15 protein-coding genes and 2 pseudogenes are annotated in these 17,595 nt (G+C 65.1%); 5 read left to right on the top strand and 12 right to left on the bottom strand.

All coding sequences use genetic code 11. The annotated features are described in order from the left end of the window. Window positions 1-22 precede the first annotated feature (22 nt). On the top strand, window positions 23-1,111 hold the full coding sequence (locus tag G6N81_RS04630; protein ID WP_165137792.1) for an adenosine deaminase: 1,089 nt from the start codon (window positions 23-25) through the stop codon (window positions 1,109-1,111). An 18-nt stretch (window positions 1,112-1,129) separates the two neighbouring features. On the opposite strand, the pseudogene G6N81_RS04625 reads toward G6N81_RS04630, so the two are convergent. After that, window positions 1,130-1,534: pseudogene (locus G6N81_RS04625) on the bottom strand (Lrp/AsnC family transcriptional regulator); the annotation flags it as partial. Between the two features lie 60 nt (window positions 1,535-1,594). On the opposite strand from G6N81_RS04625, the gene G6N81_RS04620 reads away from it, so the two are divergent. Beyond that, the gene (locus G6N81_RS04620; RefSeq protein ID WP_165133720.1) at window positions 1,595-2,140 is read left to right on the top strand and encodes a flavin monoamine oxidase family protein; all 546 of its coding nucleotides are present in this window, start codon (window positions 1,595-1,597) and stop codon (window positions 2,138-2,140) included. Here G6N81_RS04620 and G6N81_RS04615 read toward each other — a convergent pair. From G6N81_RS04615 to G6N81_RS12685, 6 genes and pseudogenes are all read right to left on the bottom strand, one after another. Then, window positions 2,099-2,797: a DUF5336 domain-containing protein gene (locus G6N81_RS04615; protein WP_165133717.1), complete on the bottom strand. Its 699-nt coding sequence runs from the start codon at window positions 2,795-2,797 to the stop codon at window positions 2,099-2,101. The genes G6N81_RS04620 and G6N81_RS04615 overlap by 42 nt on opposite strands. A 145-nt stretch (window positions 2,798-2,942) precedes the next feature. Then, the gene (locus G6N81_RS04610; RefSeq protein ID WP_165137790.1) at window positions 2,943-4,085 is read right to left on the bottom strand and encodes a mannitol-1-phosphate 5-dehydrogenase; all 1,143 of its coding nucleotides are present in this window, start codon (window positions 4,083-4,085) and stop codon (window positions 2,943-2,945) included. A 20-nt stretch (window positions 4,086-4,105) separates the two neighbouring features. Next, entirely contained in the window at window positions 4,106-6,100 is a 1,995-nt protein-coding gene (locus G6N81_RS04605) for a PTS mannitol transporter subunit IICBA (protein WP_165133714.1), read from the bottom strand. Window positions 6,101-6,165: 65 nt separating this feature from the next. Beyond that, window positions 6,166-7,812 carry a phosphoenolpyruvate--protein phosphotransferase gene (gene ptsP, locus G6N81_RS04600; RefSeq protein ID WP_165133712.1) on the bottom strand — a complete coding sequence of 549 codons (1,647 nt, stop codon included), beginning with the start codon at window positions 7,810-7,812 and terminating at the stop codon, window positions 6,166-6,168. Between the two features lie 5 nt (window positions 7,813-7,817). After that, window positions 7,818-8,087 (bottom strand): HPr family phosphocarrier protein, encoded by a 270-nt coding sequence (locus tag G6N81_RS12690; RefSeq protein ID WP_241245114.1) that lies wholly within the window; start codon window positions 8,085-8,087, stop codon window positions 7,818-7,820. 195 nt (window positions 8,088-8,282) lie between these two features. Beyond that, window positions 8,283-8,432, bottom strand: a pseudogene (locus tag G6N81_RS12685) (PTS sugar transporter); the annotation flags it as partial. Between the two features lie 137 nt (window positions 8,433-8,569). On the opposite strand from G6N81_RS12685, the gene G6N81_RS12930 reads away from it, so the two are divergent. Together G6N81_RS12930 and G6N81_RS04585 are read left to right on the top strand one after the other, a co-directional pair. After that, the gene (locus G6N81_RS12930) at window positions 8,570-8,899 is read left to right on the top strand and encodes an HTH domain-containing protein (protein ID WP_165133707.1); all 330 of its coding nucleotides are present in this window, start codon (window positions 8,570-8,572) and stop codon (window positions 8,897-8,899) included. Beyond that, on the top strand, window positions 8,839-10,485 hold the full coding sequence (locus G6N81_RS04585) for a BglG family transcription antiterminator (protein ID WP_165133705.1): 1,647 nt from the start codon (window positions 8,839-8,841) through the stop codon (window positions 10,483-10,485). The genes G6N81_RS12930 and G6N81_RS04585 overlap by 61 nt, the downstream gene beginning before the upstream one ends. 2 nt (window positions 10,486-10,487) lie before the next feature. Here the strand turns inward: G6N81_RS04585 and G6N81_RS04580 are convergent, their stop codons facing one another. The 3 genes from G6N81_RS04580 to G6N81_RS04570 are packed head-to-tail and all read right to left on the bottom strand — an operon-like array spanning window position 10,488 to window position 13,499. Continuing rightward, a complete protein-coding gene (locus G6N81_RS04580; protein WP_165133703.1) occupies window positions 10,488-10,970 on the bottom strand; it encodes a hypothetical protein in 483 nt (160 codons plus the stop codon). 58 nt (window positions 10,971-11,028) lie between these two features. Beyond that, window positions 11,029-12,672, bottom strand: coding sequence for a phospho-sugar mutase (locus G6N81_RS04575; protein ID WP_165133701.1), 1,644 nt, complete (start codon window positions 12,670-12,672; stop codon window positions 11,029-11,031). Then, a complete protein-coding gene (locus tag G6N81_RS04570) occupies window positions 12,672-13,499 on the bottom strand; it encodes a purine-nucleoside phosphorylase (RefSeq protein WP_165133699.1) in 828 nt (275 codons plus the stop codon). Before G6N81_RS04570 ends, G6N81_RS04575 begins: the two co-directional genes overlap by 1 nt. A 55-nt stretch (window positions 13,500-13,554) precedes the next feature. Here G6N81_RS04570 and G6N81_RS04565 point away from each other — a divergent pair, with 55 nt between their 5' ends. Then, on the top strand, window positions 13,555-14,979 hold the full coding sequence (locus G6N81_RS04565; protein WP_165133697.1) for an NAD(P)H-quinone dehydrogenase: 1,425 nt from the start codon (window positions 13,555-13,557) through the stop codon (window positions 14,977-14,979). A 73-nt stretch (window positions 14,980-15,052) separates the two neighbouring features. Here G6N81_RS04565 and G6N81_RS04560 read toward each other — a convergent pair whose 3' ends face one another. Next, window positions 15,053-16,825 (bottom strand): acetyl/propionyl/methylcrotonyl-CoA carboxylase subunit alpha, encoded by a 1,773-nt coding sequence (locus tag G6N81_RS04560; protein ID WP_165133694.1) that lies wholly within the window; start codon window positions 16,823-16,825, stop codon window positions 15,053-15,055. A 93-nt stretch (window positions 16,826-16,918) separates the two neighbouring features. Then, window positions 16,919-17,560 carry a Maf family protein gene (locus G6N81_RS04555; protein WP_165133691.1) on the bottom strand — a complete coding sequence of 214 codons (642 nt, stop codon included), beginning with the start codon at window positions 17,558-17,560 and terminating at the stop codon, window positions 16,919-16,921. Window positions 17,561-17,595: the final 35 nt, after the last annotated feature.

Here is a 17,595-nt window from a genome sequence, read left to right as displayed (position 1 = left end):
TGGGTCGTCACGTCGCGAGGCGATGGTGGGCAATGTCCCCATTCGTAGCCTTCCGAAGGTGTCGCTGCACGATCACCTCGACGGAGGGCTGCGAGCCTCGACGGTTTTCGAGCTCGCCCAGGAGCTCGACGTTCCGCTTCCCGCCGACAACCCGCGTGCGCTCGGAGAGTGGTTTGCGGAATCAGCGAGCAAAGGCACACTCGAGGAATACCTCGACACCTTTCATCTGACGCTTGCGGTGATGCAGACGGCCGACAACCTCACGCGAATTGCGCGCGAGTTCGTTGAGGACCTGGCTAACGACGGCGTCATTTACGGCGAGGTGCGATGGGCTCCCGAGCTGCACACGGACGGCGGGCTGACAATGGCCGAGGCCGTTCAGGCGGTCCAGGACGGCATCGAAGAGGGCGAGGACGCTGCCGATGAGGCGGGGCACGCGATTCGCGTCAGCCAGATCCTCACGGCGATGCGCCAGGCGAACCGCTCGCTCGAGGTGGCCAAGCTTGCCGTTGATTTTCGCGAGGATGGCGTTGTCGGATTCGACCTTGCCGGCCCGGAACAGGGTTTCCCCGTTTCGCGTCACGCGGAGGCACTCAGCTACCTCGCGGGGGAGTTTTTCCCCGTTTCTCTGCACGCCGGCGAGGCCGAGGGGCCGGAGTCGATCCGCGATGCGCTGATCACCGGTCGCGCTCTGCGAATCGGTCACGGCGTGCGCATCGCGGAAGACCTCGAGACGATCGAAACAGAAGATGACGAGGTGCGGGTGCGCTTCGGCGACCTCGCACGCTGGGTGCGCGACCGTGAAATCCCGCTGGAGCTATCGCCGTCTTCCAATCTGCAAACCGGCGCCACCGCGGCGTGGGGAGCGTCGCTGGAGGATCACCCGTTCGATCTGCTCTATCAGCTGGGCTTCTGCGTCACGGTGAACACGGACAACCGCTTGATGAGCCGGACCACGCTCACCCGTGAGCTTTCTCAGCTGGTGGAGACGTTCGAATACGACCTGGACGATCTTGAGCAGTTCCAGCTGAACGCAGCGGCCGCGACCTTCCTGCCCGTTGAGCTGCGCGAAGAGCTGATCGACCTGATCACCGAGGGATTCAACCGCTAAGCGCGGCGCGCTTTCAGCTCAGCGCGTTCCCCAGTTGTACAGCTGCTTGCGCAGGTGAAGGTAGAGGAACGTCTCTGTCGCGGCGACGCCGGGAACACCTCGGATCTGAGAGTTCAAGATCTCGAGGAGCTCGTCGTCGTCCTCACACAGCACCTCAGCCATGATGTCGAATGACCCCGCCGTGAGCACCACGTAGACGACGAAGGGGAACTCGCTGAGCGCATCGGCGACAGCGCGGGTGTCTCCCGAGACGCGGATGCCGATCATGGACTGCCGGTCGAACCCCATTTGTACGGGATCGGTCACGGCGACAATCTGCATGACTCCCGACTCGGTGAGCCGCTGCACGCGCTGGCGCACGGCGGCTTCGCTGAGCCCGACGCTCTTGCCGATGTCGGAATAGGAGCGACACCCATCCGTTTGCGGCGAGCTTGCTTAGGCTCTCGGGAAAGTCCTCCGGGGCTGTATGCGAAGGAGCAGAACATGACCGAGATCACACGCGACGTCGTCATCGTTGGTGCCGGCCCCACCGGCCTGCGTGCCGCAGCCGACCTCGTGGCGCAGGGCGTCACCGTAGCCGTGCTGGAAGCCCGCGACCGCGTTGGCGGGCGCACATGGACCGACACGGTCGACGGAGCGCGGCTCGAGGTGGGCGGACAGTGGGTCTCTCCCGATCAGGATGCTCTCCTGGCCACCCTCGACGAACTCGGCCTTGACACCTTCGATCGATACCGAGCAGGCGAAAGCGTCTACATCGCGAAGTCGGGTGAGCTGGCGCGATTCACGGGCGACATCTTCCCCGTCGCTGCCGAAACCGAGGCGGAGATCGTCCGGCTGATCGCGCTGCTCGACGAGCTTGCGGCCGAGCTTGATCCCGACCGGCCATGGGAGCACCCCCGCGCGAAAGAGCTCGACAGCGTCACGTTCGAGGCATGGCTGGCGGCCGAGACAGACGATGCTGAGGCACGTGACAACATCGTCTGTCTCTCAGAAGGTGGGAAGGCGCAGATCGATTCCGCACGTTTCTGAAAGCGAGGTTGTCGCCGAGGTGATGTCGGTGGTGACGGAAAGCAGGCGGGTACCGATCCTGGCGTAGTCCTCTGGCGAGAGCTCGGTGATGTCGGTGCCGCCGGTGAGCTCCTCGAGTTCGGCGTAAACGGCCGAGAGTACGGCGACCGGCTCGCGGACCTCGTCGGTGATCAGCGCAGCCTCGAGATGATCGAGATATCCGTCAACGCTTGTGGCAGCCGGCCAATCGATGTTCACGACCGTCTCGCAGTCGGCCGCAATGTCTGGGGGCAGGTTGTCGCGGATCGTCAAACCGGGGATGTCGGAGTCGCCACGTCCCGGAATGAGCTGGTTGAAGTCTTCCGTCACGCGAACTGCGTGGTTGACGACGATCGTTGTGACGACAGCGAAGGCTGAGAGCAGAGCGATGACGCCACCGACAACGGCGATGACGATGGCCGCGATGCTCGTCCCCGTTCCCCGTGTTCGCCGAACGAGAGCGACGATGGCCAGGATGAGCGCGATCAGGAAAAACGCCCATGACGCGAAGGACACGTATCCGAGGATCATCGAGAACGACGCGCCGAAGCCGAGCAGAGCGAGGATGACGCCGACGATGGCGAGGACGAGCGCGGCGATGGACGTTCCCGCGCCAGGTGAGGTGTCGTCGAAGCTCATGAGCCGATTCTGCCGTACGCGGTGGTGTGCGTGTTCTGCTGCGTCTCACGGTGAGGAACCCTGCGCCGTGCGGGCGTCCATTGTGCACCGAAACATGGCGTTCCCCGGCCGCGCGAACGCGACCGGGGAACCGTGAGACGGGAGGTCAGGCCGGTGCGGCGGCCACAACCTCCACGATGCGGGAGAACAGCGGGTGGCCGCTCTCCAGACCCGTGACGAACGATGTGAACGTCTCGGCGTCGAGTTCGGTCAGCTTGCGGCGGAGTTCGACGGACTGCTCATCATCCGGGCTGTCAAACGCGATTGCGGCACCGATCGCGGCGAGCAACCCGTCGACGCCGAGTCCGCGCTCTGCTGCCTCGGCCGCGGGGCCGATGAACCTTTCGTGACGTGACAGTTTGCGCAGCGGCTGCCTGCCGACGCGCTGGACCGTGTCCGGCAGGGCGGGATTGCGAAAGCGCTGAAGAATGGTTTCGCGATACGCGGCGAGCTCGGCCGCAGCGAAACCATGTTTCGCCTCCAGCAGGGCCCCCGTCTCTTCCAGAGCCGCGGTCACGGCGTCCGTAACCTCGGGGATCGCCAGCGCTTCGGCGATCTTCTCCGCGCCGTGCACCGCGCCAACATAGGCGGCGGCGGCGTGCCCGGTGTTGACCGTGAACAGCTTGCGCTCGATGTACGGGCCGAGATCGTCGACGAAGTGCGCACCGGGAATCGTCGGAAGAGTGTCGCCGAAGGGGCCCCGTTCTATTGCCCACTCGAAGAACGGCTCGACGGTGACGTCGATGCCGCCGCCGCCCGGCTGCCCCGGAACGATGCGATCAACGGCGGTGTTTGCGAAAACCGCACGGGGGGCGAGACGCTCCCATTCCTCGCCGGCCAGTTCCACGATCTGCGCGCGTAGCTGATCGGTGGCGCCGATGGCGTTCTCACACGCCATCACCTGCAACGGCGCCGCGTGGGGGCTGCGTGCGCGCAGACCGGCGAGCACGTGGGGCGCGATGAAGCGCAGGACGGTCGGTCCGACCGCCGTCGTGACAACGTCCGCGCCCGCAACGTGCTCTGCGACCTGCTCAGGGTGTTGCGCACTGTTGACGGCGGAAAAGCCCGTCACAACCCGGTCTGTGCCGCCATCGCCGACCTCGTGCACGGTGTAGCTGTCCGCCTCGCGCAGCGCCTCGACAAGCGGAGCAGCGACATCCGAGAACACCACCTCGTATCCGCCCTCAGCCAGCAAGAGACCGACGAAACCGCGACCGATGTTGCCTGCGCCGAAGTGAACAGCCTTCATCTGTGTCGTCTCCTCGCCCATTAGTTCAGCGTTCCCGACAGCAACTCGTACAGCTCTTCGGGGGTCTTCGCCGCCGTGAGTTTCGCAACGGCGACGTCGTCACTGAACTGCTGAGCAACCGCACTAAGAATCTCCAGGTGAGCGCCTCCCTTGCCGGCGATACCGACAACGAAGGTTGCTGTGTCACCGTCACCCCAGTCCGCTCCGCCGTCGTAGCGGACCACCGACAGAGCAGAACCCAGCACGGCGTCCTTGGCGGCGTCCGTGCCGTGAGGGATGGCCAAGCCGTTGCCCATGTAGGTGGACACGGTGTTCTCGCGCTCAACCATGGCTGCGGCATACGCGCTCGTCACGGCACCCGCCGACTCCAGGATCGCCGCGGCTTCGGCGATGGCCTCGTCGCGTGACGCGGCACCGGCGTGAATCCGCACATACTCCGGACGGAGCACGTTCTCTGCCGGTGCGGAGTCCGGAACCTCCTCAGCAGGAGATGCCGGGGTGTCCCCGGACTGCTGTGCGCGCAGCATGTCGACGATGTCGTCGTACTCCGGGGCGTTCATAAACGCCCCGACTGAGACGTGCATGGCGCTCGGTTCGTTTTGCCGGGCACGATCCGTGAGCTGCGACTGGGTGATAACGAGGTCGGCGGTTCCGTCGAGGTTCGCGATCGACTTGTTCGTCACGTTCAGGCCAACAAGGCCGGCGTCGGCAAACTTCTTGCGGAGCACGCTCGCGCCCATCGCGGAGGAACCCATGCCGGCGTCGCACGCGAAAACAACCCTCTCGATCGTCTTCGTCAGTGCCGTCTGCGCCCCGGCGAGACCGGCGAGAACGGACGACCCCTTCCCCTTGTTCGCCTGGGTCCTGGCGACGGCCGCAGAGAACTGATCGTCGGCGGCAAGATCGCGGGCCCGACTGGCGCGGAGGATGATCGCGGCGATCACGAACGTCACAGCGGCAGAGATGAACACCGCGAGCGTAATACCCACGTAGTTCATGACTTCAGGTGTGGCCTGCAGATACACCGCGATAATCGACCCGGGAGCAGCCGGAGCGCGTAGCCCCGTGTCGAAGATCATGTTGACAGCAACACCGGACATGCCACCGGCAACAACGGCGATCAGCAGCATCGGCTTCATCAGCACGTAGGGGAAGTAGACCTCGTGGATGCCACCGAAGAACTGGATGATCGCGGCTCCGGGTGCGGAACCCTTCGCGGCGCCGACGCCGAAGAACGTAAACGCGAGCAGGAGTCCGAGACCAACTCCGGGGTTCGCCTCGAGGAGGAAGAGAACCGATCGTCCGGTGGTGTCCGCCTCAGCGATTCCGAGCGGCGTCAGAACGCCGTGGTTGATGGCGTTGTTTAGGAAGAAGACCTTCGCCGGCTCAATCAGAATGCTCGTCAGCGGCAGGAGTGAGTTTTCTACCAGCCAGGCCACGCCGGTGCTGAGCACGTTGGTGATCGAATTCACGATGGGGGCGAGCACGTAGAACGCGAACACCGCGGCGAGGAAGCCGAAGATACCGGCCGAGAACATGTTCACGAGCATCTCGAAGCCCGCCTTGACCTTGCCCTCCCACACGCCGTCGAGCTTCTTCATGATCCAGGCGGCCAGCGGCCCCATGATCATGGCGCCGAGGAACATGTGGATCTGGCCGAGACTATCCGCGCCAGCAGGAAGAGCAGCGTTGGCGTTGGAGATAAGCAGATCGCTTCCGGCGATCGCGCCCATCGTCGCGATCGATCCGACGACGCCTCCGCGCTTGTCATGAATCATGAAACCGCCGGTGTAGGCGATCAGCAGAGGCAGGAGATAGTGGATCATCGGGCCGACGATCGTGGAGAGATCGGCGTTGGGCGTCCATCCCTTCTCGATGAAGAACGCCGTGAACAAGCCCCAGGCGACGAGCGCGGGAATGTTGGGCATGACCATGCCCGACATGAAGGAACCGACCTTCTGCACTCCCACGCGGATCCCGCCGGGAGTCTTCGAATGAGCTGTCTGCGTTGACATGGTGTGCTTTCTTTCGGAGCCCGGGCCCGTCGGCAACGACGGGCCCGGGAGCGGGAACGGTGTGACTAGGCCGCAGCGCGCGCGGCGGCCGTGGCCGATTCGGCATCGGTTGCCGCAAGCGCTGCTTCCGCCATGCGTTGTGCGGACGCGGCGGTGTGTTGTGAGAGCTCGGCGCGCACATCGGTCATGGCCGCGGCCGACATCGAGAGCGTCGTCACACCGAGGCCGACGAGAACAACGGCGAGAAGCGGGTCGGCCGCGGCCTCACCACAGACGCCGATGGGTTTACCCGTGTTCTTGCCGCCTTCGGCGACCATTTTGATCAGGCGCAGCACGGCGGGGTGCCACGGGCTCTGCAGATGCGCGACAGATCCCAGCATGCGATCCGCCGCCATTGTGTACTGCACGAGATCGTTCGTGCCGATCGACGCAAAGTCGGCGACGCCGAGAATGTCGGTTGCCATGATCGCGCTCGAAGGAATTTCGACCATGACACCTGCGGTCTTCAGTCCGAGCTCCTTGGCAAGAGCCGTGAAGTACTCGGTTTCTTCCACTGTTGCGACCATCGGCGCCATGACCCAGAGGTCGGCATCGGTTGACGCATCCGCCTGTGTCAGGGCCGTGAGCTGATCGCGCAGAACGTTCTCGCGGTGACGCAGCGAACGCAGCCCGCGACGACCGAGCGCGGGGTTCTCTTCATCGGCGTCCGTGAGGAAGGGCAGGGGCTTGTCTGCGCCCGCGTCGAGAGCACGCACGACGACCTTCTTGCCGGGGAACGCCGCGAGGAGCTCTTGATAGCTCGCTGCTTGGCTGGCCACCGACGGCGCTTCGTTGCTGGAGAGAAACAGGAATTCCGTGCGGAACAGGCCAACGCCCTCTGCTCCGAGCGCGATCGCCTCTGCTGCCCCGGAGGGGTCCCCGAGGTTCGCGAGAATCGGAACGGGAGTGCCGTCAGCCAGGGCGCCCGGTGTGATCGGCGCCGCCGCGGCGGCCGCGCGTGCGGCGGCGCGTTCGTGAGCCTCGGCCCGCTGCTGTGACGTCGGATCGACGATGACAACGCCTCCTGCCGCATCGACGATCACCGTCTGCCCGTCCACCACGTCGGCCGTTCCGGTTCCGACCACCGCGACAATGCCCTTTTCCCTGGCAAGGATCGCAGTGTGCGAGGTGGGCCCGCCTTCCGTTGTCACAACGGCGAGAACCTCGTCCAGATCGAGCAGCGCCGTATCGGCAGGAGCGAGATCGGGAGCGACGAGAACGAAGGGGTGACCGGGTTCCGGAACGCCGGGTGCCGGAACACCGCGCAGGGCGGCGATGACGCGCTGCGCGACATCCGCCAGGTCCGCAGCGCGCTCTCCGAGATATCCGCCTATCGCTGTGAGCTGTTCGGCGAACTCGGCGAACGCGGTGTGAACGGCGAATTCTCCCGTCGCGCCGTCGTCGATCTTGGCGTGGACGCCATCGATGAGCGTCGGATCTTCCGCCATCATGGCCTGGGCTTCGAGGACATCGCGCGCGGATCCACCCGCGCGCTCGCCCCGGGCATTCAACTCACTCGCGACATCCGCGACCGCGCGGGCCACAGCAGCCTTTTCTTCGTCGGGGGTGAGCCGTGAACGCACATCGGACGGCGGGTCCAGTCGCGCCGCCATGTGCGCGACGGGACCCTGAGCGATGCCCCGACCGATTCCCGTTCCGCGGATCTCGGCCATGAGAATTACTCCGCGTCCGTGTCGGTCTCGAGCAGCGTTGTCAGCTCATCGAGCAGTCCCTCAGCGCCTTCGCCCTCCGCCGTCAGCGTGACGACATCGCCCGTGTTTGCACCGAGCGAGATCACGCCGAGGATGCTGGCGGCGTTCACGGGTGCCCCGTCGCCCTTGGCGATTGTGACATCCAGACCGGAGCTCTTCGCGGCCTCCGCGAACTGCTTGGCGGGGCGCGCGTGTAGACCGTGCGATGCGGCGATGGTAACGGTGCGAGTGGCCATGGTGGTGTCCTTTCGAGGTGACGGAACCGCGTTCGCGGTTTCGGAGACGAGCGACTGAACGAACCCCAGTGTGCGGGTGCCGTCTCTGTCGCGTGCCACGTCCGCTGGCAGAACTCCGACCGGCACGGCTCTTGCCGCGGCGCGCGCGCGGACATCGCGAGAGGCGGTGTCAACGTGCGCTCCGAGGAGAATCGCATCGGCTTCGGAGATATCGTGCGGACGGGGCATGTCCAGGGAGGATGCGATCGCCGTCAGAGCGATCCCGGCGTGGTGTGCCGCGCGCTGAAGGCGCGCCGCCACGAAAGTGCTCGAGGCGCCGGCGCCGCAGATCACAATGATCTTCATTGATCCCATTTCTCCCATTCAGGACCATCTTGTTACGCTCCGAACACCCTGGCAATGACACTCGTTTCCGCACCTGCGGAAATGTTTGTGCCCGGTGATCAAGCACGACGTCAGCGACGGGTGGTTCACTGGTCGGCATGACGCGTAAACGGCAGGAGCAGATGCTCGGCATCCTCCTTCGCCGTCCGGGGTGGGTAACGGCGGGTTCGCTCGCCGACCAACTTGGTGTGACACCCCGTAGCGTGCGCTCCTACGTCACGGCGATCAATGCGCAGTCGCCGGGCGTTCATGCGATCGATTCCGGACCGCAGGGATACCGGGCGACACCCGCGGCAACGGGGATGATCCGAACGGTCTCGGGAGGAAACGGGGGACACCGCACGAGCGGCTCTCAGACGTCTTCCGCATGCTCTTCGATGAACCGGACGGTATCAACATCTATGACGCCGCATCGCGACTCTTCGTGAGCGAGAGCACGGTGGAAGCAGACCTGCGCCGCGTGCGTAGCCGGGTGCGAGATACCCGCGTGAGACTGGAGCGTGACGCGGATACCGCGCGCCTCGCCGGGAGTGAGCGCGACCTGCGCCTCCTCATCGGCGATCTCGTCCATGACCGCGTCGACGAGGAACGCTACGGCCCCGAGGCGCTGCGTAGCGCCGCGGCCTCGCTCCGAATTCCCGCCGATCGTCTTGAGGATTTCGCGAACGGCGTCTTCACGACGCTGTCGGACCTCGGGTATATCGTGGATGAGCTGGCCGTTGCCGATGTTGCTCTCCACGTCACCATCACGGCAGACCGTGTGCGCGGCGGACACGCCCTGACAGCGGCACGTGATCAGCCCGACGTCCGGATCATCGACGCGATGGGTGATCTTGCTGCTCGGCACTTCGGTGTGGAGTTCGGCGCGGGTGATCGAGTACATGTGGCGCAGCTGTCGCTTCTTGCGGTCGTCGGCGCTCGCTCGGAAGATCTCCCCACGCGTGAGCCTGACACGGTTGTCTCCGGGGCCGTGCGCGCCGCGATTCAGCATGTTTCGGCGACGTACGGCGTCGACGTTTCGCAACGCCACTTGGCGGTCACGCTCGAAAAGCACGTGCAGAACCTTGTCGACCGTGCCGAGCACCACGTGCTTTCTCGGAACCCCATGACGCGCGCGTTGAAGTCGGCGTCGCCGCTGCTGTTCGAAATGGCGGTGTCGTTCGTCGGTGAGCTGTCCGATGTGCTCGGCGCGGCCGTTCCCGACGACGAGATCGCCGGTATTGCCATGCATCTGGGAGGCGTTCTCGAGGCGGGACGCGCACTTCCCGATCGTCTTCGCGCCCTGATCGTGTGCCCCGGATACGAGCATCCCGGGCAGCAGCTCCGCCAGAGCATCACGAGGATGCTGGGCCACGAAATCGAGATCGTCTCCGTCGACACACGATTCAGCGAGAACAGTGCCGGAACCGACCTCATTCTCACCACGATCGAGCTGCCCGCCCGCTCCGCGGACATGGCAGACGCCATTGTGCGGATCCCGCCCTTCCTGACGGACAGGGATATCACCCGCATTTCTGACGTTGTCAGCCGGGTGCGTCGGTCGAGGCGGCTGAGCGGGCTGCGATCCGAGCTGCAGCGCTGGTTCCTCCCCGGCGCGTTCATCAGCGACATCGATCCCGCCGCGTCTCCGGAAGACATCATCCGGCGGCTCGGCGCGCTCCTCGTGGCCGAAGGGGTGATCGATGAGGCCTATGTCGACAGCACGATCGAGCGCGAGCGGCTGTCGTCCACCGCGTTCACCGAGAGCCTCGCCGTTCCTCATGCGATGACGATGTCGGCCGCGCGTACGGCGATTGCGATTGGCGTCAGCGAACAGGCGATCGGTTGGGGCACCGACCGGGTGCACGTCGTCGCATTCGCAGCGTTCAGCGCAGCCGACCGATCGGCTTTCCAGGCGGTCTTCGAGCAGTTCGTCGACGTGTTTTCCGGGCCCGACAACGGCCGCCGGATCGCCAGAAAGGGCAACGACCTCCCGTCGTTCCTGACGGAGGTCGTTGCCCTCATCGACGGATAGCGCTACTCCTCGTCGAGGACGTGTTCGACGAACTCCTCGGAGATGTCGATATAGCCGAAGAGGGTCGGGCTGAGCGCCTCTTCACGGGTGATGCCATCGTGATCGAGTGTGATCCGTGGCGAGAGCGTGACGAGATCGTCACGCTCGCACTCGAGGTCGATGGTCAGCGGTGAGCACGTTGGCATGTTCGCGGGATAGGCGCCCGTGACGGTCAGCTCGGAAGGGGAATCCAGACGAGTGAAACTCCATCTGCCCACGTCATAGGTGCGGGGTATTGCACCGTTGTCGATGGCCACATTGACGCTCGTCAGCTCGACCTGATCGACGTCCTGTGGCATCTGCACCATGATCGTGCCGACCCTTATGCCGCCAAGGGTGTCGCCCGTTGGCGCGATGACGATCACATTGGCGGTGATGTCTTCTCCCGCGCCCGTCACGACGTCGCCTGACAGCGGTGCGAAGACCAGTTGGGTGTCATCGGGCACCGCCGCGAGGGTTGACTGTACGGATTCTCACAGACATCGTCGCGCCCAGGCGCCCTACTTACATCCGCTCCGCCAGCTCTGCCCGGACAGCAGCCTCAAGCGCCGTCAGTCGTGCGCGGGCGATGTCGGCCGATTCGCCGCGCACATCGAGATAGGCCTTGAGCTTGGGCTCCGTTCCCGACGGCCGGAAGATCACGCGCGCACCGTCCGATAGCTGGTAGCGCAAAATGTCGCCACCGGGTGTGCCGTCGGCCGGGCGCAGGAGGTCGTCCGCCACCGTCACCGTCATCGCGCCGAACGATCGCGGCGGTTCGGCACGCAACGATTCCATGGCACCGGAGATGAGAGAGAGGTTCTCGACGCGCACCGATATCTGTGTGCTGGTGAAGTGCCCGAATTCTGCAGCGAGCTCGTCGAGAAGGTCCGCGATTGTTGCGCCACGGCCGCGGGCCTCCGCAACAAGACCCAGCACCGCGACGGTGGCGGAAATGCCGTCTTTATCACGAACGGTTTCCGGGTTGACGAGGTACCCGAGCGCCTCTTCATAGCCGAAGACAATTCCGGGGGCCCTCGCGATCCACTTGAATCCCGTGAGCGTTTCGCGCCACGACACGCCGAACCTCTCGGCGATGACGCCGAGGCCGGGGGAGGACACGAGCGAGGAGGCGACGGTGGCGCCTGCTCCGGCGGAGCGCGCCGCACGCGCGCCGAGAAGCAGACCGATGTCGTTGCCCGTCAGCCGACGCCAACCGTCGGCGGACGGAATGGCAACGGCAACGCGGTCGGCGTCGGGATCGTTCGCAATGATGAACTCGGCGCCGCTCGCCGTTGCCGTTTCATACGCGAGGTCGAGAGCACCCGGCTCTTCGGGATTCGGGAACGCCACGGTGGGGAATGCGCCGTCGGGCTCGGTCTGCGCGGCGACGAGAGCGGGCAGCGGGTAGCCCGCCGCCTCCACGACGGCACGCAGAGTCTCCCACCCAACACCGTGCATCGCGGTGTATACCCAGCTCATTCCCGATGCTGATGCGGGCGCGGCCGCAACGGCCGCCGTCGCGGCGACGTAGGCCTCAACGACTCCCTCATCGGCGACGAGGTACTCCGTGGATCGTGGCAGGTCGGGAACGGCGAGCGTATCGGCGACGTGCTGGATCTCGCGGGCGATATCCGCGTCTGCTGGAGTCACGATCTGCGCTCCGCCATCAGCACCGCCGAGATACACCTTGTAGCCGTTGTCGGCCGGCGGGTTGTGGCTGGCCGTCACCATGACGCCGGCATCTGCGTCCAAATAGCGGACCGCGAACGCGAGCACGGGAGTTGGGAGGCGTCGCGGCAACAAAATCGCCTCCAGACCCGCCCCCTGGAACAGCTCGGCAGAGTCCCGAGCGAACACATCGGAGTTCTTTCGTCCGTCAAATCCGATCACCACGCGCGGGGTGTTGTCGCCGCCGCGCTCGCGCAGGTAAGCAGCGAACCCCGCCGCGGCCTGGGCGACGAGCACGCGATTCATCCGCATCGGACCTGCGCCGAGTTCTCCGCGAAGACCAGCCGTTCCGAACTGCAACCGCCCGGCAAAGCGCGCCGCGAGTTCGGACGACGCGTCGCCACCGCCGGCCTCAGCAGCCTTCACCAGAGCGGTGAGCTCATCGCGTGTCTCCGGATCCGGGTCCTGCGCGATCCAGGCGCGCGCCGCCGAGATCATCAGATTCGTCCGATCACATCAGCGAGCAGTTGCGAGATTCGGCCTTCCGCCGCCTGTCCGGCCTCGATGACCTCGGCGTGGCTGAGGGGAGTGGGGGAAATCCCGGCGGCGAGGTTCGTGATCAGAGAGAAGCCGAGGACCTCCATGCCTGCTTCGCGGGCAGCGATGGCCTCGAGTGCCGTCGACATTCCGACGATGTGGCCGCCGATTGCTGACGCCATCCGCACCTCGGCGGGGGTTTCATACTGCGGTCCGCGGAACTGACAGTAGACGCCCTCGTCGAGGGACGCATCGACCTGCCGGGCGATGTCGCGCAGTCGTGACGAGTAGAGATCGGTCACATCGATAAACGTCGCGCCCTCCAGAGGAGAGTCGGCCGTCAGATTGATGTGGTCGCTGATGAGAACGGGCTGACCGGGGGCCCAGGCATCCTTGATCCCGCCGGCGCCGTTCGTCAGCACCATTGTTTTCGCGCCCGTTGCCGCCGCCGTTCGGACGCTGTGGACGACGCGCCGCACGCCATGCCCCTCGTAATAGTGGGTGCGCGCGGCGATGACCAGAACGTTCTTCCCGTCCGGTGTGCGGACGCTGCGCAGTGTTCCTCCGTGACCGGCAACGGCGGGCTTCGAGAAACCTGTCACATCGGTTGCGTCGATCTCAGCGACGGTTTCTCCGATCAGATCGGCTGACTTCCCCCAGCCGCTTCCGAGCGTGACGGCGATGTCATGGGAACTGACGCCCGTCAGCCGGGCGATGTCAGCCGCGGCGGTTCGCGCCACGGCGAAAGGGTCAGCGGGCGAGTCGAGAGGATGAGCGGGGTTCGTCATGCCCCAACGATAATCGGGGTCCAGCGCGTGGGCGGGAATGGGAGAGAATGAATCCATGACCTTCGATTTCGAGCGCAAACAGCGGATTGTGATCATCGGCGGCGGACCGGGTGGGTATGAGGCAGCGCTTGCCGGCGCTCAGCTGGACGCCGAGGTCACGTTGATCGAGAACACGGGAGTCGGTGGCGCGGCGGTTCTCACCGACGTTGTGCCGTCCAAAACGCTCATCGCTACAGCAGACGCAGCGCGCGCGATCGATGACGCCGGCGATCTCGGCGTGCAGTTCTTCGCACGCGGAGAAACCGGGAAGCCCCTCAAGCCCGAGGTCGCGATCAACCTGCACGCGATCAACAAGCGCATTCTTGCGCTGGCGGGGCAGCAATCGGAAGATATGCGCGACCGCCTGCTTCAGGCGGGGGTTCGCATCATTTCCGGGCACGGTCGGCTCGAGGGCGATAACGCCGTCATCGTCTCAACGGGGCTGGACGGCACCGACTTTGACCGTCTGGAAGCCGAAACGATCATCGTTTCCGTTGGTGCGTCGCCGCGCGAGCTGCCGACGGCGGCTCCGGACGGCGAGCGCGTGCTGACGTGGAAGCAGATGTACAACATGACGTCTCTTCCCGAGCACCTCATCGTGGTCGGTTCAGGTGTGACGGGTGCCGAGTTTGCATCGGCCTATATGAACCTCGGGGCCAAGGTCACGCTGGTGTCCAGCCGTGAGCAGGTCCTTCCCGGTGAGGATGCGGACGCCGCCAAGGTTCTGGAATCCGCATTTACCCGCGGTGGAATGACGCTGTTGTCGAAGTCACGCGCGGACACGGTCGTCAACACGGGAGATGGTGTCGAAGTCACGCTCTCTGATGGCTCTGTGATCTCTGGGTCGCACTGCCTCATGGCAGTCGGTGGCATCCCGAACACGCGGAACATTGGCCTCGAGAGCGCCGGCGTTCAGATGCAGGAATCCGGCCACATCGTCGTCAACCGCGTTGGCCGTACGTCGGTTCCCAACATCTACGCCGTTGGCGACTGCACGATGCTCATCCCTCTTGCGTCTGTTGCCGCAATGATTGGGCGCACGGCCGTTTTTCACGCGATGGGCGATGGCGTCATCCCCTTCTCTGATCGCAAGATCGCGTCGAATATCTTCACCACGCCCGAGATCGCAACGGTTGGGTGGACGACGGGCGAGGACGCCGTTGTTCAGAAGATCGACCTGGCATCGAACCCCCGCGCGAAGATGATGGGTGTCAAGCACGGGTTCGTGAAGCTCTATGCGCGCAGGGGGTCCGGAACGGTCATCGGCGGCGTCGTCGTCGCCCCGAAGGCCAGCGAGCTGATCTTCCCGATCGCGATCGCCGTCGATCGTCGTCTCACGGTGGATCAGCTTGCGCGCGTGTTCACGGCGTATCCCTCGCTCGCGGGGGCGATCACCGATGCGGCGCGGTCCCTGCACGGCATTAACATGCGCGGGTTCTAGTCGCCGCTCGTGCGGTAACGAGTGTGGCGGTGCGGTCCGGATGGACCGCACCGCCACACTCGTATCTGCGTTGCTAGATGATGTGCAGGAGCTGGTGCCCCGAGGAGATCGTCTGGCCGACAGTCGCGTCGACCTTTTTGATGGTGCCGTCCTTGTGCGCGTGAAGAGGCTGTTCCATCTTCATCGCCTCGAGAACGAGCACGAGGTCGCCCTTGACGACCTGCTGGCCTTCCTCAACGGCGATCTTCACCACTGTCGCCTGCATCGGCGAGGTGAGGGCGTCACCGGATGCGCCGGACGACACCGACTTGGCCTGGTGGCTACGGCGCGACGGCGGCACACTGGCCGGACGCCCCGCTGACACGCTCTCGGGCTGTGTGATGCGATCAGGCAGGCTGACCTCAATGCGCTTGCCGTTGACCTCGACGACCACGTTGTGACGTGCCTCGGCCACAGAGGGGTCGGAGGGCTGACCATCCCACGGGTCGATGGTGTTGTCGAAATCCGTTTCGATCCAGCGGGTGAAAACGCCGAACTCACCGGACTCCGCGGTGAACGCGGGATCGTCGACGACAACGCGGTGGAAGGGGAGAACGGTGGGAAGGCCCGCGACCTCGAATTCCTCGAGGGCGCGACGGGCGCGGTCGAGAGCCTCGCGACGGTCGCGTCCCGTGACGATGAGCTTGGCGAGCATCGAGTCGAAGGACCCGCCGATTTCATCGCCGGCTGTGACGCCCGAGTCGACGCGGACGCCCGGTCCGCCTGGCGCCTTGAACACCGTGATGGGGCCCGGCTGAGGAAGGAATCCGCGCCCGGCATCTTCGCCGTTGATTCGGAATTCGAAGGAGTGCCCCTCGGCAATCGGGTCCTCATAGTCGAGCGTTCCGCCCTCTGCGATGCGCAACTGCTCGCGCACCAGATCGATGCCCGTGACTTCCTCGCTGACGGGGTGCTCCACCTGCAGGCGGGTGTTGACCTCAAGGAAGGAGATCGTTCCGTCCGCGCCGATGAGGAACTCGCACGTTCCGGCGCCAACGTATCCGACCTCGCGAAGAATCGCCTTGGACGATTCGTAGAGGATGCGCGTCTGCTCGTCGCTGAGGAACGGAGCGGGCGCCTCTTCCACCAGCTTCTGGTGGCGGCGCTGCAGCGAGCAGTCGCGGGTGGAGACGACGACGACGTTTCCTGCCCGGTCTGCCAGGCACTGGGTCTCCACATGCCGGGGCTTGTCGAGGTATTTCTCGACGAAGCACTCTCCGCGGCCGAATGCTGCGACGGCCTCACGCGTGGCTGACTCGAACATCTCGGCCACCTCGTCGAGCGCGCGCGCCACCTTGAGGCCGCGGCCGCCGCCGCCGTATGCCGCCTTGATGGCGATCGGAAGGCCGTACTGCTCGGCGAACGCGACAACCTCGGACGCATCATCCACCGGGCCGGGAGTTCCGGGGGCGAGCGGAGCGCCGACCTTCTCAGCCACGTGGCGGGCGGTGACCTTGTCGCCGAGCTGCTCGATGGCCTCGGGGTCGGGGCCGATCCACGTTATTCCCGAGGCAATGACGGAACGCGCGAACTCGGCGTTCTCGGCGAGGAAGCCGTAGCCCGGGTGGATAGCGTCGGCCCCGGAACGGCGAGCGATCGAGAGGATCTTGTCCGCCACGAGATAGGTATCAGCGCTCGTCGTCCCGTTCAGTGCGTATGCCTCGTCGGCGAGGCGGGCGTGAAGGGCGTCTCGATCCTGGTCTGCGTAGACCGCGACGGATGAGATTCCGGAGTCGCGGGCCGCGCGGATGATGCGGACAGCGATCTCACCTCGGTTGGCGATGAGCACCTTGCGAATTGCAGACATGAATTCGAGCCTATCCAGCCGGGGCGTCCGCGATTTGATTGAACCCCACAGCAATCGGCGTGTTTCGTGTGTCGTGACACATAAAAGTGCTGATCAGTCCGTGCGATTCCACAGCGAGGTCCAGGAGAATCCCAGAGACACAATCAGGCGACGCACCGTGGATAGCGACATGCCGACCACGGTCGACGGGTCTCCGTCAACGCGATCGATGAATGCTCCGCCGAGACTGTCGACCGTGAAGGCTCCCGCCACCTGTAGCGGCTCACCCGTTGCGACGTACGTGGCGATCTCCTCGTCCGTGATGTCGTGCGCAAACGATACGCGGGCTTCCGCGACAGCGTTTCGCTCGTTCAGGACACCGTTCTCGACAGCAATAACGCTGTGACCCGAGTGCAGAACGCCCGTCTTCCCGCGCATGGAACGCCACCGGGCGGTGGCGTTCTCGGGCGTCAGGGGCTTGCCGAAAATCTCACCGCCCAGCTCGAACATCGAGTCGCCGCCAATGACGATGCCCTCGAATCCCTCGGCTGCCAGCCGGTGCGCAACATCGCGCGCCTTGTGCTGGGCGAGAACAAGGACGTGCTCGGCGGGCGGGAGCACACGGCTTTCCGCCCGTTCGAGTTTCGCGATAACGGCTTCCTCGTCAACATCCGGCGCCTCGAGACGGGGTTCGATGCCGACCTGACGCATCAGCATGAGGCGGGCGGGGGACGTTGATGCGAGACAAACCTGCATGCATCCAGACTAGGGCGGACCCGCCGGTATTCAGC

This window comes from Microbacterium amylolyticum (assembly GCF_011046975.1).
Classification (GTDB): domain Bacteria; phylum Actinomycetota; class Actinomycetes; order Actinomycetales; family Microbacteriaceae; genus Microbacterium; species Microbacterium amylolyticum.
Note: the sequence above shows the minus strand (reverse complement) of the source record. Positions and strands in the feature narration are given on the sequence as shown.